Genomic DNA, 23,358 nt, shown 5'->3' with positions numbered 1-23,358 from the left:
GCGGGGCCGTGGCACGTCTCGCACGACAGGTCCCGGTGAAAGCCCGTCCGCTTCATGCCGTATAGCTCTCCGTGGCACTCCGCGCAGGCGGCGAAGCCGGCGTACCGCACGGGAAGGGCCCGCTCCCGCTTCACGTGCTCCTCCCACTGGAGGCGGACGTCCTTCATGGGGCGGGGAATGAGGACGAAGAACACGAGCGCCCCGAGAGCGGTCAGGGCCAGGACAACGACGATCAGCCGCGCCAGGGAATCCGGGATCTTCTCTGGAAGCTTGGGCATCGGCGGGCCCCCGTCACGTCGATCCGTTTAATGGATGAACTTCGTGTCCCCGATCACGGGCGTCACGCCGTCGTCCCCCACGTGGAACTCCCCCGCAAGGATCGGGATCGCGACGCGCAGCAGGAGCGTGTAGACGAGAAGGCCGGCGGCGGCGATGCCGACGGAAAGCAGGATCTCGATCCGCGTGGGCGAGTACTCGTAGATCTCCCCGAGGACGTCCGGGATCAGCCCGGGAAGGACCAGCCCCATCCCCTTCTCGATGTAGACGCCGATGAAGATCAGGACGCACCCGATGTTGAGCGTCAGGTGGTTCTCGCGCGTCCGGGGGACGAGGAACAGGACGAACGCGGTCGTGTTCATGATCATCGCCGTCCAGATGTACGGGACGAGGTCGCTGTGCCCCTTCAGGCCGAAGAAGAGGTAGTGCATCGGGGCGAGGTGGATCGTGCCGGAATAGTACTCCTTGAACACCTCGGCGCCCAGCAGGAACAGGTTGAGGAACATGGCGTAGGCGATGAGCTCCGCGATCTTGAAGATCGCCGCCTCCCGGATCTCGAAGCGGGTGTACCTGCGGATGAGCTGGAAGAGGATGATCATCAGCGCCGGGCCGGAGCAGAACGCCGACGCGAGGAACCGGGGGGCCAGGATGGACGCGTTCCAGAAGGGGCGCGCGGCGAGGCCGTTATAGAGGAAGGCCGTCACCGTGTGGATGGCCACGGCGGCCGGGATCGAGAACAGGATCATGGGATTGAAGAAGTTCGGGTTGGGCTCTTCCCGGTGGTAGTGCTTGTAGCAGATGTAGACCGCGATGACCAGGTTCAGCGCGAGGTAGGCGTTCAGGACCACGACGTCCCACGCAAGAAGCGACTGCGGGAAGTTCAGGATGCCGGCGAGGGGGATCAGGTGCCAGATCCGGTCGGGGCGGCCGAGGTCGACGGTGACGAAGAGCAGGCACATCACGATCGCGGAGATCGCCAGCATCTCGCCCAGGACGGCGATCTCCTTGATGGGCTGCCACTTGTACACGTAGGCGGGGATCACGAGCAGCACCGCCGCCGCCGCGACGCCGACCAGGAAGGTGAAGTTGGAGATGTAGAGCCCCCAGGACGCCTGGTCGCGCATGGCGGTGACGATCAGGCCGCTGCGGAGCTGGTAGACATACGCGGCCGCCCCGACCGCCATCAGGAACAGCAGCGTCAGGATCCACGCGTAGTAGGCGGTGCTTCCCCTCGCGACGAGGACCAGCGTCCCCTTGAAGAACTCCCATGCCTTCCGCATCGCCTTGCCCCGGGTCTCAGGTCGCATAGAAGTAGTAGAACTTCGGCTGCGTGTTCAGATCTTCCTTGAGGATGAACACGCGCTTGTTCGCGATGATGTACCGGATCTCGCTCTCCGGGTCGAGCAGGTTCCCGAACTTGCGGGCGCCGACGGGGCACGCCTCGACGCAGGCCGGGTACCGTCCCGGGACGTTGCGGACCCGCTGGATGCAGAAGGTGCACTTGTCGACCACGCCGACGGGGCGCGGGCGGTTGCCGAGGTAGTGCGTCTCCGTGACCAGCTCCGCCGCCGGCAGGCCGGGCTTCTTCCAGTTGAAGTGGCGGGCGCCGTACGGGCACGCCGCCATGCAGTACCGGCAGCCGATGCACCAGTTGTAGTCGACGACCGTGATCCCGTCCCGCTCCTTCCAGGTCGCCTGCACGGGGCACACCTTCACGCAGGGCGGGCGCTCGCACTGCTGGCACTGGACGGGCATGTAGAAGAATTCCTTCTCGGGGACCTTGGAGGGGTTGTAATAATGCGCCGCCTCCTCCAGGTCGACGCCGTGCTCCTTCTTCATCTGCAATACGCGGATCCAGTGGATCTGCGGATTGCGGGACGGGTTGTTCTCCTTCACGCAGCCGTAGACGCACCGGCGGCAGCCGATGCACCGGTGGAGGTCGAGGCCGTAGCCGTACAGCACGCCCTCGATCGGGGGGGTCACGGCCACCTTCACCCGCTTGCCGAATTGCGCCTCGTACTCCTTCTCCAGGCGGGCGACGACCCGCGCCTTGTCCCGGGCGGTCATCTCCCGGAAGTTCCTCCGGAGGAACGCCTCCCAGACGGCGGCGGACGCGTCCTTCCCCGGCAGCGCCAGCGCCCCGAGAACGGCGGCGGCCCCCTTCAGCATCCGGCGCCGGGACATCCTTAAGGCGCGGGGTTCGCGGTTCCGGTCGTTGGGCATGGTCACTTCCTGATATCGTCCGGGCGCACGGGCGGCGGCTCCGGGGGGATCGGCTTGTACGAGGGATCGTGAGGGTTGTGGCAATGGACGCACAGCATGTACTGCTTCTCTCCGTTCCACATCCCGGTCCGCTTGCCGTGCACGCCCACCCTCCAGTCGCGGAACTTGTCGCCGTGGCACTGCCCGCAGAGCAGGTAGGACTCCTCGAAGCGGATCTTCCGGCCGCTCACCAGGTGCAGCCGGTCCCGGTCGTTCGTATCGTGGCAGTCGAGGCACCAGCGCTGCCCCTGGGCGTGGTTCAGGACGATGTCGGTATGCTCGTCCTTGAGCTCCCGGCGCGTCGCGTTCGGCTTCATTTCCTTGTGGCAGTCGGAACAGGGGAAGATCCCCGGGGTGAAGGGAGGCGCGGGGACGGGGAACTGGGCGCCGGGCTGCGCGGCGGCGGCGACGCCTCCGGCCAGGCAGAGCGCGGCCACAGCGGCCGCCAGGATGCGCCCCGGTCGCACGCGGCTATTCCCGCATCCTCAGCCCGGTGGCTTCCAGGAAATCGAGGTACTCGTAGATGATCTCGAAGTGGCTCTCCTCCTCGACCGCCAGCAGGCGGAAGAACTTCTTCTCCTGCGGATTCGTGGCCGCCCTGGACATGCGCGAATACATCTCCCGCCCCTCGGCCTCGAACCCGAGCGCCTTCCGCATCGCTGCGGCCGCGTCGCCGGTGAGCATTTTCTCCTTCTTGATCCGGCCGTACTCCCGCTGGAAGAGGCGCATCCGCCCCTCGCTGTTCGCGGCGGAGACCTGCGGGAACTTCCCGTTGTTCTCCCCGAGCTTCCGGGCGATGTCCCGGATGTCCTCCATGTGCTTCCTTTCCATGTCGGCGAGGAGGGCGAAGAGGCTTTTCGCGAAGGGGTCGCCCGCCTTGGCGGAGGCCAGGTCGAAATACCGCATCCCCGTCTTCTCGAACCGGAGGGCGCGGGTCAGGGCGTTTGCGGCAGGGCTGTCCTTCGGGGCGGATTTTTCCGTTCCTTTCGCCATGGGGACCCTCGCGTGGTGGATTACCTACCATTTTAAACGCACGGCCGGGGCGCAACGAAAAAAATATGACGCAATCCGCGAGATCAGTCCTTCTTCCTCGGCCGGTCGCCCGCCTTCAGGATCTTTTTCCGCAGGCGGACGGAGGAGGGGGTGATCTCCACCAGCTCGTCCTCGTTGATGAACTCGAGCGCCGCCTCGAGGGAGAGGATCCGCGGCGGCACCAGCCGGAGCGCCTCGTCGGCCCCCGCGGCCCGGATGTTGGTCAGCTTCTTCTCCTTGGTGATGTTGACGTCGATGTCGACCGGGCGGGAATTCTCCCCCACGATCATCCCCTCGTACACCTGCTCCCCCTCGCCGATGAAGAAGGTCCCCCGGGACTGGAGGTGGAAGATGGCGTACGCCGTCGCCCGCCCGACGCGGTCGGCCACCAGCGCCCCGTTGATCCGCTCGGGGATCGGGCCGCCCCACGGATCGTGGCCGTCGAAGAGGTGGTTCAGAAGTCCCGTGCCGCGCGTCATCGTGAGGAAGTCCGATCGGAAGCCGATCAGGCCGCGGGAGGGGATGCGGTATTCCATCCGGACCCGCCCCTGTCCCGGATTGATCATCTTCGTCATCCGCGCGCGCCGCTCCCCCAGCGCCTGCGTCACCGCGCCGAGGTACGCGTCGGGGACGTCCACGAACAGCGCCTCCACCGGCTCCGTCAACACGCCGTCGACGGTCCTGGTGACCACCTCGGGCCGGGAGACGGAGAGCTCGAACCCCTCCCGCCGCATCATCTCGATGAGGATCGCCAGCTGCAGCTCCCCCCGCCCCATGACCGTGAAGGCGTCGGTCCCGGAGAAATCGATCCGCAGGGAGACGTTCCCGAGCAGCTCCTTCTCGAGGCGCGCGCGAAGCTGCCGCGACGTGACGAACCTCCCCTCCCGGCCAGCAAACGGGGAGCTGTTCACCGAGAAGACCATCGAAACGGTCGGCTCGTCCACCGCGATGCGCGGAAGCGGCGCCGGCGTCTCGGGGTCGGAGAGCGTGTCGCCGATCGTCACGTCCTCGATCCCGGCGACCGCCACGATGTCGCCCGCGGACGCCTCGGGGATCTCCATGCGGCTCAAACCCTCGTATCCGTACAGAAGCGCGACCTTCACCTTCTTCGCCCCGTCGCCGGCCCCGCACAGGGAGACGATCGACGCCGCGCGCAGCGTCCCCTCGAAGATCCGCCCGACGGCCAGCCGCCCGACGTAGTCGCTGTAGTCCAGGTTGGTGACGAGGAACTGCAGCGTCCCCGAAGGGTCGCCGGAGGGTGGCGGCACGTGGGAAAGGATCGCGTCGAAGAGCGGCTGCAGGTTCCGCCCGGGCCCTTCGCCGCGGAGCGCCGCGCTCCCCGCCCGCGCGTTGGCGAGCAGGATCGGGAAGTCGAGCTGCTCCTCCGTGGCGTCGAGGTCGATGAACAGGTCGTAGACCTCGTCGATCACCTCGTCGATCCTCGCATCCGGACGGTCGATCTTGTTCACGACGAGGATGACGGGGAGCGCCCGCTCGAGCGCCTTCTTCAGCACGAAGCGGGTCTGCGGCAGGGGGCCTTCGGAGGCGTCGACCAGCAGCAGCACGCCGTCCACCATCTTCAGCGTCCGCTCCACCTCGCCGCCGAAGTCCGCATGGCCGGGGGTGTCCACGATGTTGATCTTGACGCCCCGGTAGACCACGGCGGTGTTCTTCGCCATGATCGTGATCCCCTTCTCCCGCTCGAGGTCGATCGAGTCCATCACCCGGTCCACGACGGCCTGGTGCTCGCGGAAGATGCCGCTCTGCCGCAGCATCCCGTCGACGAGGGTGGTCTTTCCGTGGTCGACGTGCGCGACGATGGCGACGTTGCGGATGGGCGCGGCGGACGGGGTCAAGGCGTCCTCACGCGAAGGAGCGGGCGAAGAGCTCCCGGATCGCCTTCCGGCCGTTTTCCTCCAGGAAGCGGGTCCCCGTCCCCGTGAAGCGGGGATGGCCGATGCGGACCGCCTGCCCGCCTTCCGGGGCGGCCCACTTCTCGTCCTTCCAGGCGAACCAGGCGTCCTTCCTCTGGTCGAAGACGAAGATCGGCTTGTTGCACAGCTTGGCGAACTCCGCGCCCCAGCCGGTGCCTCCCTTGACGGTGCCGTCGGGGAGGATCTCTCCGACCACGTAGATTTCCTGGCCGGAGTTGACCTGGTACCAGATGGTCTGAAGCACCTTGCGGATCGCCGGCGCATCGGTGTAGGTGCGATTCAGGAGGCGTGACACATATGCGAGGCTCACGTCCCCCCGCTCCAGCTCCTCGCGGGACAGGACCCGGATCCCGCGGGAGCGGTCGATGCCCCGCCCTTCGTAAGTGAAATTGATCTCCTCGATCCCGTGCTTTTCCGCCTGGACGCCGAACTCCGCCTCGGCTCCGGGGGCACCACCGCTGTAGAGGATGAAATCCCCTTTCTTCGGCATCGTCGTCTCCTTCGGGAAGGTCTGCGAGTTGTACCAGCCACTATAGCACGGGTCCGGCCGCTCCTCCCCGCTCCCCGCCCGGGGTCCCGAGCACCTCGGCGATCTTGTCCTCCAGCTCCTGCCGCCGGAACGGCTTCCTCAGGAAGCCGCCGGCCCCGGTGGCGACCAGCTCGCCGATCCGTCCGGAAGCGTCGTACCCGCTGATGAGGATGGTGGGCACCCCCGGCGCGATCCGCCGCATCTCCGCCAGGGCTCCTTCCCCCGAGAGGCGGGGCATCACGAGATCCATCAGCACGAGATCGAGCGACCCGTGCCTCTGCCGGAACAGCTCCACCGCCTCCCGGCCGTCTCCCGCCTCCACGACCCCGTACCCGAGCGACTCGAGCATGGAGCGGACGACGACCCGCACATCGGGCTCGTCGTCCGCCAGGAGGATCTTCCCGGTGCCGGGGCGGGCGCCGCCGATCGGAACCGGGCGGATCGACCGGCGCCGCTCCACGCTCGCCGGGAGCAGGACCGTGAAGGTCGCGCCCATCCCCGGCCGCGAGACGGCGCGGATCTCCCCGTCGTGGTTCTCGACGATCCCGCGGATCGCCGCGAGCCCCATTCCCCGCCCGGCGCTCTTGGTCGAGAAGAACGGCTCGAAGATCCGGGGCAGCGTGTCCGCGTCGATCCCCGGCCCGTCGTCGGATACCTCGATGACGACCCGGCTTCCCTCCTCTTCGCGCCGCGCCCCGATCGAGATCCGTCCGCCGCCATGCATCGCCTCCACGGCGTTGAGGCACAACCCCGTCAGGACCTGCCGCATCTGCCGGGCGTCGGCGAACACGTGCGGCAGCCCCTCCTCTACCGAGACGGCCAGCTCGACGCCGGGGCGCAGCGACGCCTCCAGCGCGGAGACCGTCTCTCCGACGATCTCCTTGACCGGGATCACCGCAGGGGCGTATTTCCCCTGGCGGGCGTAGGCGAGAAGCTGATGGGTGAGCTCGACCGCCCGGTTCCCCATGCGCAGGATGACGTCGAGGTACGTCCTGGCCCGGGGATTCTCCACGACGACCATCGACAGCATCTCGACGGCCCCCTGGATCCCGGCGAGCAGGTTGTTGAATTCGTGGGCGACGCCGCCGGCGAGCATCCCGACCGTCGCCTGCTGGTGGTTCTCCCGCAGGATCCCCCCGGTCCGCGCCCGCTCCGAGACGTCCCGCGTCACGCGGAGCACCCCGCGCTCCTCCCCTGCCGCGCCGGGGGCGGCGGTCGCCAGCGATTCCGCCTCGAGGAACGTCCCGTCCGCCCTGCGCATCCGGCACAGGAGGGTGACTCCCGGCTTCCCTTCGGAGACCCGGCGGGTATCCGCGACGACCTTCTCCGCGTCTCCGGGATGGAGGAACGACTCGAGCGGAGCTCCGACCATCGACTCGGGCCGGATCCCCAGCAGAACCTGCGACGCCGGGCTCGCGTACAGGATGCGCCCCGAGGGGTCGTGCAGGGAGATGAGATCGGGCGAGCTCTCGGCGATGAACCGGTAGCGGGCCTCGGAGGCGCGAAGGCGATCCTCCGTCCGCCGGCGTTCCAGCGCGGCGGCGAGGACCGCCGCCGCGAGCTCCAGCGCCCGCAGCGCCTCGTCGCTCCATCGCCTCGGGGAGTCCTTCGCGTGGAGCGCGACGAACCCGAGCAGCTCGGTGCCGAATTTCAGGGGAAGCAGTAGCCCCGTGTCGTCGACGCGGACCGACCCGACCGACCGCAGGCGGTCGAGCAGACGGTCCATCGGCGCCCCCGCGACGTACGGGTCCGCATTCCCGGCGGTCGTCCCGGAACCGGCTACCGGGCGAAACCTCTCCCCCCGGCCGTCGTCGGCGACCACGAACAGGCGGCACTCGTCGGCCCCGGCGAGCGACCGGATCTCGCCGCAAACCTCCTCGAGGAGCTCGTCGAAGGACAGCCCCAGCGCGCAGATCCGCGCGATCCGTGGGACGTACGAAAGCGGCATGGTATCGCCCAACGATTCCCGCCTTGCTGTTTCGTCCAATTATATCCCCCCGGGCGGCAGGAGGCGCGCGGCATCCGCGTCCGCCAGGATCAGCAGCGTTCCCCGGGCCGGCGCGACCTGCCCGGCGGGGAATCCGGGGGCGCGCAGCGACGCGTCCCGCGCGGCGGCGGCCAGGTCCCGCAGCGCCTTCGCCTTCCGCTCCCCCTGCACGAGGAAGAGGATGCAGGCCGCGGCGTTGATGAGGGCCGGAGACATCGTCACTCGCGGAAGGGGGGGATCGCCGCCGATCGCGGGAAGCGCCAGCTCCTTTCCGGAAGCCCCCGGCGATCCGCCGGGGAACAGCGAGGCCGTGTGCCCGTCGGCGCCGAGCCCCAGGACGACCGCGTCGAGACGAGGGAGGCCGCGGGAACCCCCGGAAAACGCCTTCCGGAGCTCCGACTCGTACTTCGCCGCCGCGGCGGCGGGATCGGGAAGCGCGGTGTCCACCCAGTGGAAACGCTCCGGGGGGAACCGGACGGGATCGAGAAGCTCCTCGCGGATCATCCTCCGGTTGCTGCGCGGATCGTCCGCCGGGACGAACCGCTCGTCGACCTGCCAGAAGTGGACCGCTTCCCACGGGAACCCCGACCGGTACGGCTCCGACGAAAGCGCGCCGTAGGCCCGGCGAGGGGTCTCCCCGCCCGAAAGGGCGATGTGCACGGGCCCGGACGCCGCCCGGTCCCGGGCGATTCCCCACAGCCGCCCCGCGGCGGCGCGGGCGAGCTCCGCGGGTCCGGGAAGGACGTGGATCCGCTTCACAGGCTGCGCCAAGCGCGCCCCTCCTTCTCCGGCAGGGCGTCCGCCTCTACGGGGCCGCCGCTCCCGGCAGGGTAGAAGTACAGGTCGCGTCCCGGATTTTCGCTCCACCGGGACAGGAGCGGCTCCAGCAGCGCCCACGACACCTCGACGATGTCCTGACGGGGAAAGAGGGTGGCGTCCCCCAGCATCGCGTCGAGGAGCAGCCGCCCGTAGGCGGGCGGGCTCTTCGCCCCGAACGCCTGCTCGTAGGAGAAGCCGAGGTCCACCGGCCGTACGCAGACCGCCGGTCCGGGCTGCTTCGCGCCGAACCGCAGGAAGATCCCCTCCTCGGGCTGTAGGTTCATCACCAGGCGGTTCGACTCGAGCTGGCCGCACGCCGTCCCTTCGAACAGGCGGTACGGGGCCGGGCGAAACTGGATCGCGATCTCGGAGACGCGGCGGGCGAGCCGCTTCCCGGAGCGCAGGTAGAACGGCACCCCGCCCCACCGCCAGTTGTCGACGGTGAATCGGACGGCGACGTAGGTCTCCGTCAGCGACCCGGGCGGCACGTTCCGCTCCCCCCGGTAACCGTGGACCTCCCGGCCGCCGACCTTTCCCGCCGTGTACTGCCCGCGGACGCACGCTTCTCCGACCCGTTCCGCCGGGACCGGCTCGACCGAGCGGAGCAGCTTCAGCTTCTCGTCGCGCACGTCCTCGGGCGAAAGGGAGATCGGCGGCTCCATCGCGACCAGCGAGAGGAGCTGCAGCAGGTGGTTCTGGAGCATGTCGCGCGCCGCGCCCGCGCCGTCGTAGTAATCCCCGCGCTCCCGGACGCCGATGTCCTCGGCCATCGTGATCTGCACGTGGTCGACGTAGTTCCGGTTCCAGAGCGGCTCGAAGATCCCGTTGCCGAACCGGAAGACGAGCAGGTTCTGGACCGTCTCCTTTCCGAGGTAATGGTCGATCCGGAAGACCTGGTCCTCCCGGAAGACCCGGGACACTTCGCCGGAAAGCGCCCGCGCGCTCGCCAGGTCGCTGCCGAAGGGCTTCTCGATCACGACGCGGCGGTAGCCCGGCGCCGCCTCCCCGGGAACGGACAGCCCCGACGCGCCGATCCCGCGCAGGGCGCCGGCATACTGGGCCGGGGAAAGGGCGAGGTAGAAGAGGAGGTTTCCGGGGATCGCGCGCTCCGCGCACAGCCGCTCCGCGCGGTCCCGGATCGGGGCGAACCCTTTCGCATCGCGTATGTCCCCGGGCTGATAGGACAGCCGGCGGGAGAATACGGCCCATTCCGCGGGATCGAACGAGGCGCCGCCCTCCTCCCGCGCGGCCTCCTCGAGGGCGGAGCGGAACGCGTCGTCGTCGTAAGGCGTGCGGGACACGCCGAGGACGGCGAACCCGTCGGGAAGGAGCTTCTCCCGGTGGAGGGAAAACAGGGCGGGGACCAGCTTGCGCCTCGTCAGGTCGCCCGAGGCGCCGAAGATCACCAGGAGGCACGGCGCGGGAAGCGCGACGGGAACGTCCACGGCGACCCCTCCTTCCCGCGGGGCGTTCTTCTCAGGCGGCCCCTGCGGTTTCCAGCCGTTTCCCGACGGCGGCAAGCAGCTTCCGGTGCGAATCGAGGAAACTGGCCACCCCTTCCTCCTCGAGGCGGCCGCAAACGTCCTCGATGCCGGTCTCCATCAGGGAGTAGTCGTCGAGGACCGCCTTCGCGGCGGGGAACGATCCCGTCAGCGCGTCCGCCACCCTCCCGTGGTCCCGGAAGGCGTCCATCGTCTGTGGCGGCATCGTGTTCACGGTGTCCTTCCCGATGAGCTCCTCCACGTACTTCACATCCGGATACTTCGGGTTCTTCGTCCCGGTGCTCGCCCACAGGGGGCGCTGCGCCCGCGCCCCGCGCGCCGCGAGCGCCTGCCACCGGTCCGTCGCGACGATCTCGAGGAATTTCGCGTAGGCGGCCTGCGCGTTGGCGACCGCGAGCTTCCCGACCAGCGAGAGGGCCGTCTCCGCCCTCGGGGAGCCGGGCCACCGCTCCACCTCCTTGAGCAGGAGGGCGTCCACCGCCGTGTCGACGCGGGAGACGAAGAACGAGGCGACGGACGCCACGGTCCGCGGATCGCCGCCCGAAGACAGCAGCCGCTCCACGCCGCGGAGGTACGCCTCGGCGACCTCCGCGTACCGCTTCACGGAGAAGATCAGCGTCACGTTCACGGGGACGCCGGACGCGATCGTCTCCTCCACCGCGGGCAGACCCTCCCGCGTGCCGGGGATCTTGATCATCACGTTGGGCCGCCCCACCGCCCGGAACAGCTCGCGCGCCCGCCCGATGGACGCCTTCGCGTCGCGGGCGAGGTCGGGGTCCACCTCCAGCGACACGTAGCCGTCGTTGCCGCCCGTCGCGTCGTATACCGGGCGGATCACGTCGGCGGCGGAGCGGATGTCGTCGGTCACGATCCTCAGGTAAGCCTCCGGCACGGACGCCCCGGCCGCGGCCAGCTCCCGGATCTGCGCCTCGTACTCGGCCCCGGAGGACACCGCCTTCTCGAAGATGGTCGGGTTGGAGGTCACGCCCCGGATGCCGTCCTCCGCGATCGTGCGGGCGAGCTCGCCGGAGGAGATCATCCCCCGGTGGATGTAATCGAGCCAGGGGCTCTGCCCCGCCTCCCCGAGCGCGACCAGCGGGTTCTTCTTCATCTCTGCGCACCCCCCGATACCGCGGCAAGGACGGCCTTCGCCCGGTCTCGCACCGCCTCCGGCGTGATCCCCAATTCCAGGAAGACCCGCTCCGCGGGCGCGGACGCCCCGAACCGGTCGATCCCGACCGATGCGCCGCGGGAGCCGACGTACCGCTCCCAGCCGAAGGTTGCGGCGGCCTCGACGGAAACGCGCGCGGCCGTTTCCGGCGGGAGGACGGAGTCGCGGTAGGGCGCGTCCTGCTCCTCGAACCGCTCCAGGCAGGGCATGCTCACCACGCGGGCCGGGATCCCTTCCTCCGCCAGCAGCTTCCGCGCGGCCAGCGCCACGGAGACTTCCGAGCCGGTCGCCAGAAGGAGCACGGCGGGCCTCCCGCCGTCCGCCTCCGCCAGGACGTACGCCCCGCGCCGAGCCCCGTCGTCGCGGAACACCGCCTCCGGCGGCAGGACGGGGACCTTCTGCCGGGTCAGCGCGAGAATCGTGGGACCCTGCGTGCGCTCGAGCGCCATCCGCCACGCCGCCGCGGTCTCGTTCGCGTCGGCGGGCCGGACGACGTATAGGTTGGGCATCGCCCGCAGCGAGGCCAGATGCTCGATCGGCTGGTGCGTCGGCCCGTCCTCTCCCAGCCCGACGGAATCGTGCGTCAGCACGTAGATCACCCGGCACTTCATCAGCGCCGCGAGGCGGATGGAGGGGCGCATGTAATCCGAGAAGATCAGGAACGTGGCCCCGTAGGGGATCACCCCGCCGTGCCGCGCCATCCCGTTGAGGATCGCGCCCATCCCGTGCTCCCGCACGCCGAAGTGGAGGTTCCGCCCTCCCGGCGGCGCGTCGGGCAGAAACTCGCCCCCGCCCTTGATGAGCGTCTCCGTGGAAGGGGCCAGGTCGGCCGACCCTCCCGCCAGCTCCGGGATCTTCGGGGCGATGGCGTTGAGCACCTTGCCCGATGCGCTACGAGTGGCCATCGCGCCGTCGCCGGGGGAGAATGCCGGGATCCCGTCGCCCCACCCTTCCGGAATCTCCCCCCAGCTCCTGCGCTCCCATTCCATGGCGAGCTCCGGGTACGCCTTCGCGTACGCCGAGAAACGGAGGCGCCACTCCTGCTCCAGCCGGCGCCCCCGGTCCACCGCCTCGCGGAAATGGGCGCCCACGTCGTCCGGAACGAAGAAGGGGGGCGACGCCGGCCAGCCGAGGTTCTCCTTCGCCAGGGCGACCTCCGCATCCCCCAGCGGCGACCCGTGCGCCTCCGCGGTGTCCTGCCGGTTGGGGCTGCCGAATCCGATGGTCGTCCGCACGATCACCAGGGTGGGCCGCTCGCGCTGCGAGAACGCCGTCTCGATCGCCGCCGCCATCCCGTCGAGGTCGGTGTTCCCGTCCGCGACGTGCAGGACGTTCCAGCCGTACGCCCGGAACCGTGCCGCCGTGTCCTCGCGGAACGCGAGGTCCGTCGAGCCCTCGATCGTGATCCGGTTGTCGTCGTAGAAAGCCGTCAGGTTCGAGAGGCGATGCAGCCCCGCCAGCGACGCCGCCTCCGAGGCGACCCCCTCCATCAGGTCCCCGTCGGAGCACAGCGCCACGATCCGGTGCGACACGATCTCGTACCCCGGCCGGTTGAAGCGATGCGCCAGCAGGCGCGTGGCCATCGCCATCCCCACGGCGTTCCCGAGCCCCTGCCCCAGCGGTCCCGTCGTCACCTCGACCCCCGGGGCGTGGTCCGCCTCCGGGTGGCCGGGGGTCCGGCTCCCCCACTGGCGGAAGGCCTTCAGATCGTCCATGGAAAGGTCGTACCCCGTGAGGTGCAGCATGGAGTAGAGGAGCATGGAGGCGTGGCCGCAGGAGAGGATGAGCCGGTCGCGCCCCGCCCAGTCGGGATTCGCCGGGCTGTACCGCAGGTACCGGGTCCATAAAAGGTACGCAAGCGGCGCGAGCGCCATCGGCGTTCCCGGGTGGCCGGACTTCGCCTTCTGGACGGCCTCGGCCGACAGGAATCGGATCGTGTTGATGGCGCGCGTCGCAAGTTCCTTGTTCCCCACGGACTGCTCCCCTTTCATCCGGCGCGGAGTCGCTTTTTATGATGGCCTGCTGGGTACGGATCGTTCATTTTACCATCGTCGGCCCCGCCGCGTCTCCCGATCCTCACCCGGGAACCTTCCGCCCGATATACGAGCCGTAATCCGGGACGAGACGGTCGTATCCCTCGTCCATCAGGGGGGAGGAGATCATGAAGTCCGCGGACGCGCGGTTGCAGGCGATGGGGATGTTCCAGACGACCGCCATCCGCAGGAGCGCCTTCACGTCCGGATCGTGCGGCTGCGGCTGGAGAGGGTCCCAGAAAAAGATCAGGAAATCGATCTCGCCCGCCGCGATCCCGGCCCCGACCTGCTGGTCGCCGCCCAACGGCCCGCTCTGCAGCTTGACGACGTCGAATCCCAGCTCCCTTTCGAGGATCGCGCCGGTCGTTCCCGTCGCGTAGATCTTGTGGTGCGCGAGGAGGTCCCGGTTGTACCGGGCCCATTCGAGCAGGTCCCGCTTCTTGTTGTCGTGCGCGACCAGGGCGATCCTCTTGTCGCGCTCCATGGAGATCTTCCGGTCCGTCATATGCCTCCCTTCCGCCGCGTTCCGCTGCCGGTCGACCATTTTAACGCGGCCCGGCCCCGGTTATCCCCTCTTATCAGGAAAATCATCGATAAAGACACGATTTTTCGATAAACCGGCGGAGCGGGCTAAACATTCTCGCGGCGCTTCCGAAATAAGAGGAGGTAGCGCCTCGCATCCTGCGGCGGCAGGAAAAGGATGAGCCGAATGCGGAAGAAGGTCCTGGTCGTCGACGACTCCCACATGATCCGGCGGATCGTGGGCAAGATCCTCAAGGAAGACGGCTTCGAAGTGCTGACCGCCGAAAACGGCAGGATCGGGCTCGACCTCGCGAGGAAAAACCGGCCGGACCTGGTCATCATGGACGTCGAGATGCCGGAGATGAACGGCATCGACGCGACCATCATGATCCGCTCCGACGCGGCCACCTCCGATATCCCCGTGCTGATCTTCACCTCCCTCGGCGACGAGAAGGACATCCGGATGGCGAAAGAGGCGGGCGGCTCCGGCTTCCTGAACAAGCCGATCTCGAAGGAGGAATTGAGGGCCACCATCTTCTCCTTCCTGCCCCCGGACGCAAAGCTCACCCCATGAGCTGCTTCAAGGAATCGATGTTCGACACCTCCTTCGTGGAGGAGTTCGCCGCGTACCTGCGGAACGAGCACGGCATATCCGCATGGCTCGTGGACGGCGACGGCGAGGCCGTCCCCCTCCCCGGCACGGAGGCCTGCGGCCATTCCCATTCCCGGTTCTACCCGGTCGGAACGGAGGACGGCTCCGGCGGGATCGTGTGCTCGGCCGGCTCCGAGGAGGCCCTGCAACGGGCCGAACCCCATGTCCTGCTCGGCGTCCGGGGAATCGGCCACCTGCTGCAGAGGGACCTGGAGCTCCAGCAGACCGGCGACGAGATGCTGCAGCTCTCCGAGCAGATGACCTTCCTCTTCAAGCTCGCCCGGAAGACCATCGGCGTCAACGAGATCGAGGCGTTCTGCCAGGTGATCCTCGAGGAGATCGCCCCCGCCATCGAGGCGGACTACGGCATCGTCCATACCAAGAGCCGGTCGGACCAGGAAATCGACATCCTCCACGGCATCGGGGAGGAGGAGCTCCGGGCGCTGCGGGAGCGGGACAACCTGTCGGAGCGGATCCCCGGGCCGGACTCCACGGTCATCTCCACCCTGTCGGACGGGACCTCCGTCCTCTACTGCCCGATCAAGGAAAAGGACGGGCCGATCGGCTACATCGCCTTCTTCCGGAGCGCGGACCGGCGCTTCTTCACTTCGTACGAGAAGAAGTTCGTCAGCATCATCGAGCACATCATCTCCCCCACCGTGGAGACCATCCGGCTGTACGGCAGCCTCCGGGACCTCTACATCAACACGGTGAAGGCGCTGGCCGCCGCCATCGACGCGAAGGACCAGTACACCCACGGCCATTCGTTCCGGGTCGCCCGGTTCTCCAACGCGATCGGCAGGCGGCTCGGCGTATCCGAGAAGGCGCTGGACGACCTGGACATCGCGGCGTACATGCACGACCTCGGGAAGATCGGGGTGCCCGAATCGATCCTCGGCAAGCCCGGGAAGCTGACGGAGGCCGAGTACCTGGAGATCAAGAAGCACCCCATCCTGACGAACCGGATCCTCGAGCCGATCCACCTGCCGCCCGCGATCGTCGACGCGGCCGTCCAGCACCACGAGCGGGTGGACGGGCGCGGGTACCCGTTCGGCCTCAAGGGCGCGGAGATCTCGCTGTTCGGAAAGATCATCGCGGTGGCGGACGTGTTCGACGCGTTGACGTCGAAGCGCCCGTACCGCAACGCCATGACGGTGGAGAAGGCGCTCGGCCTCCTCTGCGAGGGGATCGGCAGCGAGTTCGACCTCGACGCGGTCCGGGCGATGCTCATGGCCCTCCGGAGCGAGGAAACCCTGAAGGACTGGCTCCGGACCATGCCGGATTTGAAGTTCGCCGACCTTCCCGGGCTGGCCCCGTTCCTGGAGGAACTGTCCGACGCCGTCGGCCCGGCCGCGCCGGCCGAAAACGCGCTGCCGGAGGGGGAAGAAGCGCTCGCCTGAATCGGGATTCCCGCCCTCCGTGCGTGGTAGTATGTGTAAAGATTCCCAAAATACCGCGCGGGAGGCCAGGCGCCATGCATCCGGACACGTTCGGTTCCCGTTCCCGCAAGACCGTCGGCGGCCGATCCTTCGAGATCTTCCGGCTGGAGGCGCTGGAAAAGCGCCGCGCGGGAAAGGTCTCCCGCCTCCCCTTCTCCATCAAGATCCTCCTCGAAAACCTGCTCCGGCACGAGGACGGCGTCACGGTGACGGCCGACGACATCCGCGCGATGGCGAACTGGTCTCCCAAGGGGGCGCCGGACCGGGAGATCGCCTATCGCCCGGCGCGCGTCCTGTTGCAGGACTTCACCGGAGTCCCGGCCCTCGTGGACCTGGCGGCGATGCGCGACGCGGCGAAAGCGCTGGGGAAGGACCCGAAGCGGATCAACCCGCTGATGCCGGCGGACCTGGTCATCGACCATTCCGTGCAGGTGGACCGGTTCGCCTCGATCCGCTCCTTCGCCGACAACGTGGCGCGCGAGTACGAGCGCAACGCGGAGCGGTACGCGTTCCTCCGGTGGGGGAAGGAGTCGTTCCGCAACTTCCGCGTCGTCCCTCCCGGCACGGGGATCTGCCACCAGGTGAACCTCGAGTATCTCGCTCCCGTGGTGTTCACGAAACGTGGCCGCGGGGCGGCGCAGGCGTTCCCCGACACCCTCGTGGGGACCGACTCCCACACGCCGATGATCAACGGGCTGGGCGTCGTGGGCTGGGGCGTGGGCGGGATCGAGGCGGAGGCGGCGATGCTCGGCCAGCCGATCTCGATGCTCGTCCCCGAGGTAGTGGGGTTCCGGCTCGCCGGGAAGCTCCCGGCGGGGGCCACCGCCACGGACCTCGTCCTGACGGTCACGCAGATGCTGCGGGCGAAGGGCGTTGTAGGCAAGTTCGTCGAGTTCTACGGGAAGGGGCTCTCTTCGCTCTCGGTGGCCGACCGGGCGACCATCTCGAACATGTCCCCGGAATACGGCGCCACGATCGGCTACTTCCCCGTGGACGACGAGACGCTCCGATATCTCCTCTTCACGGGGCGCGACAAGGCCCAGGTGAAGCTCGTGGAGGCGTACTGCAGGGAGCAGGGGCTCTTCCGGACCGACGCGACCCGCGATCCCGTCTTCTCCGACACCCTGTCGCTCGACCTCTCGAAGGTGGAGCCGTGCCTGGCGGGGCCGAGGCGCCCGCAGGACCGCGTCCGTCTCTCGGAGTCCAAGGCCGCGTTCCGGACCGCCCTCTCCGCGTGGGGGAAGGAGCCGCGCCCTTCGGAGGGCGAGGAAGGCGCCGACCGGTGGCTCGGGGAAGGAGGCGGCATCGCCGGAGAGGACCCCGCCGCGGGACGGCGGAAGTGGACGCCGGGGATGCGCACGCTGCGGCTGGACCAGGGCGTGTACGACCTGCACGACGGCGCGGTGGTCATCGCGTCCATCACCAGCTGCACGAACACCTCCAACCCCGCCGTGATGATCTGCGCCGGGCTCGTGGCGAAGAAGGCGGTGGAGCGGGGTTTGAAGACCCGCTCGTGGGTGAAGACCAGCCTCGCCCCGGGGTCGAAGGTGGTCACGCGGTACCTCGAGCGCGCGGGGCTGATGCCGTACCTCCAGGCGCTGGGGTTCCACCTCGCCGGGTACGGCTGCATGACGTGCATCGGGAACTCCGGCCCCCTCCCGGAGGCGGTCGCGGAGACGATCCGCAGGGGAAACCTGGTCGCCGCCTCGGTCCTTTCCGGGAACCGGAACTTCGAGGGACGGATCCACCCGCAGTGCCGGGCGAACTACCTCGCCTCCCCGCCGCTCGTGGTGGCGTACGCGCTGGCCGGGACCGTCGATTTCGACCCGTACAACGAGCCGCTTGGCGTGGACCGGAACGGGCAGCCGGTGTTCCTCTCCGACGTCTGGCCCGCGCCGGAGGAGGTCACGGAGCGGGTGCGCGCCTCGGTGGAGCCCGACATGTTCCGGAAGGAGTATTCCTCCGTGTTCGCGGGGGACGAGGCCTGGCGGAAGCTCCCCGTCCCGCGGTCCGAGTGCTTCCGGTGGGACCCCTCCTCCACCTACGTCAAGAATCCCCCGTTTTTCGAGGAGCTCGCCGCCGAGCCCGCCCCCCCCGGCGACATCCGGAACGCCCGCGTCCTGGCCGTGCTGGGAGACTCGGTGACCACCGACCACATCTCGCCCGCCGGCGACATCGCCGCGGACAGCCCCGCAGGCGCGTACCTGCAGTCCCACGGCGTCCCGAAGGAGGAGTTCAACTCCTACGGGAGTCGCCGCGGGAACCACGAAGTGATGATGCGCGGCACCTTCGCCAACATCCGCCTGAAGAACCACCTTGCCCCGGGCACGGAGGGCGGCTGGACGACCTTCCCCCCGGGCGGCGAGAGGATGACGATCTACGACGCCGCCATGCGGTACGCGTCCGACGGCGTCCCGCTGCTGATCCTCGCCGGGAAGGAGTACGGGTCGGGCTCCTCCCGCGACTGGGCGGCGAAGGGGCCGCGCCTGCTCGGGGTGCGCGCCGTCATCGCCGAAAGCTTCGAGCGGATCCACCGCAGCAACCTGGTGGGGATGGGGATCCTCCCGCTCCAGTTCGAGGAGGGGTCGAGCCGGGAGTCGCTGGGGCTCAACGGGACGGAAACCTACACCGTGGAAGGACTAGGGGCCGGGGTCGCCCCGAGGATGAAGGCGACGGTCCGGGTCTCGGGGAACGGTGAGGAGCGGACCTTCCCGGTCCTGGTGCGGATCGACACCCCGGCGGAGGCGCAGTATTACCTGCACGGGGGGATCCTGCAGTACGTGCTGCGCCGCCTGGCGGGAAGCTGATTTTTCCGCTGACAAGCGGTCCCCGAAGCACTATCTTGATGCGATGCGCTTCGGGGGAGACCTCACCGTGACCACGCTCCTCCGGTGGCTGGCCGCGGCCTGGATCGGAGGAGCGCTCCTGTCCGCTCCGCTTCCGGCGGCGGCCGCGGACGATTTCCGCGTCCTCGTGATCAACTCCTACCATCGGGGCTTCACCTGGTCCGACGCGGAGGAGACGGGCGTCACCGAGCGGCTCCGGGGTGTTCTCCCGACGGTCGACATCTCCGTCGAGTACCTCGACGCGAAGCGGTATCCCGACGAGCCCCACCAGCGGCTCCTGCGCGATTTCCTGATCCGGAAGTACGGACGGGAGCGGATCGACATGATCGTCGCCCTCGACAACCCGGCGATGGACATGCTCTCACGTCCCGCCGATGCGCCCTTTCCCGGAATCCCGGTCGTGTTCGCGGGGATCAGCGACTACGAGCAATACCTGCGGAACGGCCGCAAGGGAGTAACCGGCGTCGTCGAGCGGCACGACGTGAGGAACACGCTGGAAGCGGCGCTCTCGTTCCACCCGGGGACGAAGACGGTGCTGGTGGTCAACGACCACACAACCAGCGGCCTTTCGTCCCGGCGGGAGGCGGAAAAGCTGCTGCCGCATTTCGAAGGGCGCGTCGAGATCCGCTTCCTTCCCCCCAGCACCTTCGACGAGGCCCGCACCATCATCGGAGATCTGCCCCCGGATGCTCTCCTGCTGATCCAGTCCTTCGCCACCGACCGCGCCGGGAAGACGCTTTCGGGCGCCGACAGCACCCGGGTCTTCGCCGAAGCGGCGAAGGTCCCCGTTTACGTCCTGGTCGAGACCCGGCTCATCGGCGAGACCGTCGGCGGTTTCCTCCTGGACGGCAGACTGCACGGGCGGATGGCCGCCGACCTGGCGCTGAGGATCCTGCTGGGCATGGATCCCTCCTCCGTGCCGGTGGAAGAGATGCCGGCCTCCCGGCCCGTGTTCGACTACCGGCAGCTCAAGAGGTTCGGAATCCCGCTGGAAAAGCTTCCTCCCGGCACCGTTCTCGTCAACAGGCCGGAGACGGTCTTCGACACGCACCGGGAGTTCGCCGTTTCCACAATCGCGGCAGTGGCGTTCCTCGTCGGGATCGTGGCGCTCCTGGTTTTGGTCATTTTCCGGATCAAGCGGACCGAGGCCGGCCGGAAGCGGGCGGAGGAGGCGCTGCGCCTGACGCAGCATTGCGTCGACAAGGCGCCGGTGGCCTTCTGCACGGTGTCGGAGGACGGCCGCATCGAGTCTGTCAACGAGGCGATGTGCAGGAATCTCGGGTACACCGCGGAGGAGTTCTCCTCGATGACCGTCTTCGATTTCAACACCACGATCACGCCGGAATCGTTCCGGAGGCACCGGGAGGAAGTGTACGCCTCCGGCCTGCGGATGTTCGAGGCCGTCTACCGGCGGAAGGACGGGTCGACGTTCCCGGTGGAGGTCGCCACGAGCCACCTGGACTTCATGGGAAAGCGCATTCTCTATTCCTTCATCAAGGATGTCACCGAGCGCAAGACCGCGGAGCGGGAGCAGGCGGCCCTGAAGGAGCAGCTCTTCCAGTCGCAGAAGATGGAGACCGTGGGGCTGCTGGCGGGCGGCGTGGCGCACGACTTCAACAACCTCCTGACGCCGATCCTCGGATACAGCGAGCTGATGCTGCTCGGCCTCCCCGAAACGGATCCGAACCGGCAGAAGCTCGAGCAGATCCACCAGGCGGCGGATTTCGCCAGGAAGCTGACGATGCGGCTGCTCGCCTTCAGCCGGAAGCAGGTGCTCCGCCTGGAGGAGATCGACGTCGGGGACATCGTCCGCGGGCTGGAGCAGGTGCTCCGCCGGACGATCCGGGAAGACATCCGGGTCGCCGTCCTCACCGGGAAGTCGCCGGGCGTGGCGCGCGCGGACAGGGGGCAGATCGAGCAGGCGCTGCTGAACCTCGCGATCAACGCGCAGGACGCGATGCCGGACGGGGGGACGCTGACCATCGGAACGGAAAACGTCGATCTCGACGAAGCCGCCGCCGTCCATCCGGAAGTCGCCCCCGGCCCCTACGTGATGCTCTCGGTCGCCGATACCGGCGTGGGGATGGACGAGGAGGTCCGGGCGCACATCTTCGAGCCGTTCTTCACGACGAAGGGACCGGGGAAGGGAACGGGTCTGGGGCTGGCGACCGTATACGGGATCGTGAAGCAGCACGGGGGGCACATCCTCGTATCCTCGGAGAAAGGGGCCGGGAGCGTGTTCAACGTGCTCCTTCCCCGGGTGGAGCCGACACGGAAGGAGGCTCCTCCGGCGGACTCGGCCCCCGAGGCGGTCCCGGAACGGGTCGAGCGGGGCGGGGAGACCGTGATGGTGGCGGAGGATAACCCGGAGGTGCGGGCGCTCGCCTGCCGGATGCTGGAGAACCTCGGCTACCGGGTGCTGGCCGCGGAGAGCGCGGACGAATGCATAGCGATGGCCGCGGCGCACGAAGGGACCATCCACCTCCTTCTGACGGACGTGATCATGCCGGAAAGGAACGGGAAGGAGCTGTACGAACTGATGAAGCGCGACCGCCCGGGGCTGAAAAGCCTGTTCATGTCCGGCTACCCCGGCGAGGTGATCGGGCAACACGGGATCCTGGACGAAGGAGTCTTCTTCCTGCAGAAGCCTTTCACGAGCACCGCCCTCTCACAGCAGGTGCGGCGGGCCCTCGAATCGTAAAGCCGCACCGTTCTAACTCCTGAAAATCGCAGTTAAAGTTTGCCGACATTCGGCCGAAATATATATCGGGTGAGTTGTGGAGGCCTGACGTGATCAAAAAGATACTCATTATCGACGATTCCCCCGTCGCGCGGAAAATCCTGCGAAGCTGCATACCGGGGGATCGCGTCTTCGAAATATCCGAGGCCGGGGACGGCCAGACCGGCCTCCAGCGCTTCCTGGACGAAGTCCCCGACCTGACGTTCACCGACCTCACCATGCCGGTGATGGACGGCATCATGGCCCTGGAAAAGATGAAGAAAGCCCGGCCGGAAAGCGTGGTCGTCGTCTGCAGCGCCGATGTCCAGCCGAAGACGATCGAACGGATCATGGGCCTCGGGGCGTTCGACATGCTCCGGAAACCGCCAGCCAGGGAGGCGCTGGCGGACATCTTCTCCCGGGTTGAAGGCCACCTCCTGAGCGCGGGGAAGAGATGACGGCGAATCCCTGCGCCGAAATCCTCGGCGTCGACGAGCGGGACATCCTCCAGGAGATCATGAACATCGGCTTCGGCAGCGCGGCCGCCGATCTGGCCGGGGTCATCGACCTCCATGTCCAGCTTTCCGTCCCGCAGGTCCGGCTCCTGCCGGCGTCGGAGCTCCCCGGGTACATCGACCGGGAAGTGCCGGATCCCGGGGAGATCACCATCATCGAGCAGAACTTCTGGTCCCGGTTCAAGGGGACGGCGCTGCTGGTCTTCCCCTCCGGCGCCGGGAAGGCGCTGCTCGGGTTCCTGGGCGAGGTCGGCGAGCACGCCTTCGAGTCCGACCCGCTGCGGATCCTGGAGAAGGAAACGCTGATGGAGGTGGGAAACATCCTCGTCGGTGCCTGCGTCGGCAAGGTGGCGGAGCTCCTGGGCGACATCGTCACCTATTCCCCCCCGCGGGTCCTGAGCGGGAGCCTGGACGACGCCGCCCTGACCCGGAAGGTCAGCGACCCGGGCAACCACGTCATCGTCCTGCGGACGGCCTTCCATTTCGGGAACCGGGACGTGCAGGGACACCTGTTCCTCGTCGCCCGCCACGAATCGGTCACCTGGCTCCGGCGGGCGCTCCAGGGCTTCATGAGCCGCTACGCATGAATTTCGCCGGCGTCTGCGACATCCTGAACCTGGGGATCGTCATCCTGGACGCCGAATACCGCATCCGGTACTGGAACGACTGGATGGCGATGCACAGCGGCATCCCCCGGGAGGAGATGCTGGGCAGGGACCTTTTCGACGCCTACCCGGTCCTGGACACCCCGGCGATCCGCCGGAGCTTCAAGTCGGTGTTCACCTTCGGCAATTTCGGCTTCTTCTCCCAGAAGCTGCACGGACATCTCTTCCCGATCCGGACCACCGGCTCGTTCCAGGGCACGTTCGAGCACATGCAGCAGAGCTGCACCGTGTGCCCCCTGCGGGAAGGCGACGGCGCCGGGGTGACGCACGTCTGCATCACCGTGCAGGACGTAACCGAGGTGGCGGCGTACGAGAAGCTCCTCCTCGAGATGAATTTCCGCGACAGCCTCACCGGGGTCTACAACCGCAGGTATTTCACCAGCCGCCTCAAGGAGGAGTTCGAGCGCCACCGGCGGTACAAGAGGTCGATGTCGATGCTCATGATCGACATCGAC

General features: G+C 68.2%; 20 protein-coding genes. 7 read left to right on the top strand and 13 right to left on the bottom strand.

The window, feature by feature from the left end; all coding sequences use genetic code 11:
- The 13 genes from AB1346_00995 to AB1346_00935 all read right to left on the bottom strand — a co-directional run.
- Window positions 1-278: hypothetical protein (locus tag AB1346_00995; GenBank protein MEW6719004.1), on the bottom strand; the 278-nt coding region annotated here is incomplete at its 3' end.
- A 27-nt stretch (window positions 279-305) separates the two neighbouring features.
- Window positions 306-1,556 carry a sulfate reduction electron transfer complex DsrMKJOP subunit DsrP gene (dsrP, locus tag AB1346_00990; protein ID MEW6719003.1) on the bottom strand — a complete coding sequence of 417 codons (1,251 nt, stop codon included), beginning with the start codon at window positions 1,554-1,556 and terminating at the stop codon, window positions 306-308.
- Between the two features lie 16 nt (window positions 1,557-1,572).
- Complete coding sequence (locus AB1346_00985) at window positions 1,573-2,499, bottom strand: 4Fe-4S dicluster domain-containing protein (GenBank protein MEW6719002.1); 927 nt, start codon at window positions 2,497-2,499, stop codon at window positions 1,573-1,575.
- A gap of 2 nt (window positions 2,500-2,501) precedes the next feature.
- The gene (locus AB1346_00980) at window positions 2,502-3,005 is read right to left on the bottom strand and encodes a hypothetical protein (GenBank protein ID MEW6719001.1); all 504 of its coding nucleotides are present in this window, start codon (window positions 3,003-3,005) and stop codon (window positions 2,502-2,504) included.
- Window positions 3,006-3,009: 4 nt separating this feature from the next.
- The gene (locus AB1346_00975; protein ID MEW6719000.1) at window positions 3,010-3,531 is read right to left on the bottom strand and encodes a ferritin family protein; all 522 of its coding nucleotides are present in this window, start codon (window positions 3,529-3,531) and stop codon (window positions 3,010-3,012) included.
- 83 nt (window positions 3,532-3,614) lie between these two features.
- Window positions 3,615-5,426, bottom strand: a complete 1,812-nt coding sequence (gene typA, locus AB1346_00970) for a translational GTPase TypA (protein ID MEW6718999.1) — start codon at window positions 5,424-5,426, stop codon at window positions 3,615-3,617.
- A gap of 7 nt (window positions 5,427-5,433) precedes the next feature.
- Window positions 5,434-5,994, bottom strand: a complete 561-nt coding sequence (locus tag AB1346_00965; GenBank protein ID MEW6718998.1) for a hypothetical protein — start codon at window positions 5,992-5,994, stop codon at window positions 5,434-5,436.
- A gap of 40 nt (window positions 5,995-6,034) precedes the next feature.
- The gene (locus AB1346_00960) at window positions 6,035-7,981 is read right to left on the bottom strand and encodes an ATP-binding protein (GenBank protein MEW6718997.1); all 1,947 of its coding nucleotides are present in this window, start codon (window positions 7,979-7,981) and stop codon (window positions 6,035-6,037) included.
- Window positions 7,982-8,020: 39 nt separating this feature from the next.
- A complete protein-coding gene (gene pgl, locus AB1346_00955) occupies window positions 8,021-8,791 on the bottom strand; it encodes a 6-phosphogluconolactonase (protein ID MEW6718996.1) in 771 nt (256 codons plus the stop codon).
- Window positions 8,776-10,284 (bottom strand): glucose-6-phosphate dehydrogenase, encoded by a 1,509-nt coding sequence (gene zwf / locus AB1346_00950; GenBank protein MEW6718995.1) that lies wholly within the window; start codon window positions 10,282-10,284, stop codon window positions 8,776-8,778. Before zwf ends, pgl begins: the two co-directional genes overlap by 16 nt.
- A gap of 31 nt (window positions 10,285-10,315) precedes the next feature.
- Window positions 10,316-11,452: a transaldolase gene (gene tal, locus AB1346_00945; protein ID MEW6718994.1), complete on the bottom strand. Its 1,137-nt coding sequence runs from the start codon at window positions 11,450-11,452 to the stop codon at window positions 10,316-10,318.
- Window positions 11,449-13,485 carry a transketolase gene (gene tkt, locus AB1346_00940; protein MEW6718993.1) on the bottom strand — a complete coding sequence of 679 codons (2,037 nt, stop codon included), beginning with the start codon at window positions 13,483-13,485 and terminating at the stop codon, window positions 11,449-11,451. Before tkt ends, tal begins: the two co-directional genes overlap by 4 nt.
- A gap of 103 nt (window positions 13,486-13,588) precedes the next feature.
- A complete protein-coding gene (locus AB1346_00935) occupies window positions 13,589-14,050 on the bottom strand; it encodes a methylglyoxal synthase (protein ID MEW6718992.1) in 462 nt (153 codons plus the stop codon).
- Window positions 14,051-14,254: 204 nt separating this feature from the next.
- Between AB1346_00935 and AB1346_00930 the strand changes: the two genes are divergently transcribed.
- From AB1346_00930 to AB1346_00900, 7 genes are all read left to right on the top strand, one after another.
- Window positions 14,255-14,641 (top strand): response regulator, encoded by a 387-nt coding sequence (locus AB1346_00930; GenBank protein ID MEW6718991.1) that lies wholly within the window; start codon window positions 14,255-14,257, stop codon window positions 14,639-14,641.
- Entirely contained in the window at window positions 14,638-16,119 is a 1,482-nt protein-coding gene (locus AB1346_00925) for an HD-GYP domain-containing protein (protein MEW6718990.1), read from the top strand. Before AB1346_00930 ends, AB1346_00925 begins: the two co-directional genes overlap by 4 nt.
- A gap of 74 nt (window positions 16,120-16,193) precedes the next feature.
- Window positions 16,194-18,965 (top strand): aconitate hydratase AcnA, encoded by a 2,772-nt coding sequence (gene acnA, locus AB1346_00920; protein MEW6718989.1) that lies wholly within the window; start codon window positions 16,194-16,196, stop codon window positions 18,963-18,965.
- Window positions 18,966-19,032: 67 nt separating this feature from the next.
- Window positions 19,033-21,705, top strand: a complete 2,673-nt coding sequence (locus tag AB1346_00915; GenBank protein ID MEW6718988.1) for a PAS domain S-box protein — start codon at window positions 19,033-19,035, stop codon at window positions 21,703-21,705.
- An 89-nt stretch (window positions 21,706-21,794) separates the two neighbouring features.
- Window positions 21,795-22,181 carry a response regulator gene (locus tag AB1346_00910; protein ID MEW6718987.1) on the top strand — a complete coding sequence of 129 codons (387 nt, stop codon included), beginning with the start codon at window positions 21,795-21,797 and terminating at the stop codon, window positions 22,179-22,181.
- On the top strand, window positions 22,178-22,825 hold the full coding sequence (locus AB1346_00905; GenBank protein ID MEW6718986.1) for a chemotaxis protein CheC: 648 nt from the start codon (window positions 22,178-22,180) through the stop codon (window positions 22,823-22,825). The genes AB1346_00910 and AB1346_00905 overlap by 4 nt, the downstream gene beginning before the upstream one ends.
- Window positions 22,822-23,358, top strand: a 537-nt coding sequence (locus AB1346_00900; GenBank protein ID MEW6718985.1) for a diguanylate cyclase, incomplete at its 3' end; no start/stop codon positions are given. The genes AB1346_00905 and AB1346_00900, both read left to right, overlap by 4 nt.

This window comes from Thermodesulfobacteriota bacterium (genome assembly GCA_040758155.1).
In the GTDB taxonomy this organism is placed as follows: Bacteria; Desulfobacterota; Deferrimicrobia; order Deferrimicrobiales; family Deferrimicrobiaceae; genus UBA2219.
This window is presented reverse-complemented; position numbering and strand designations above follow the sequence as displayed.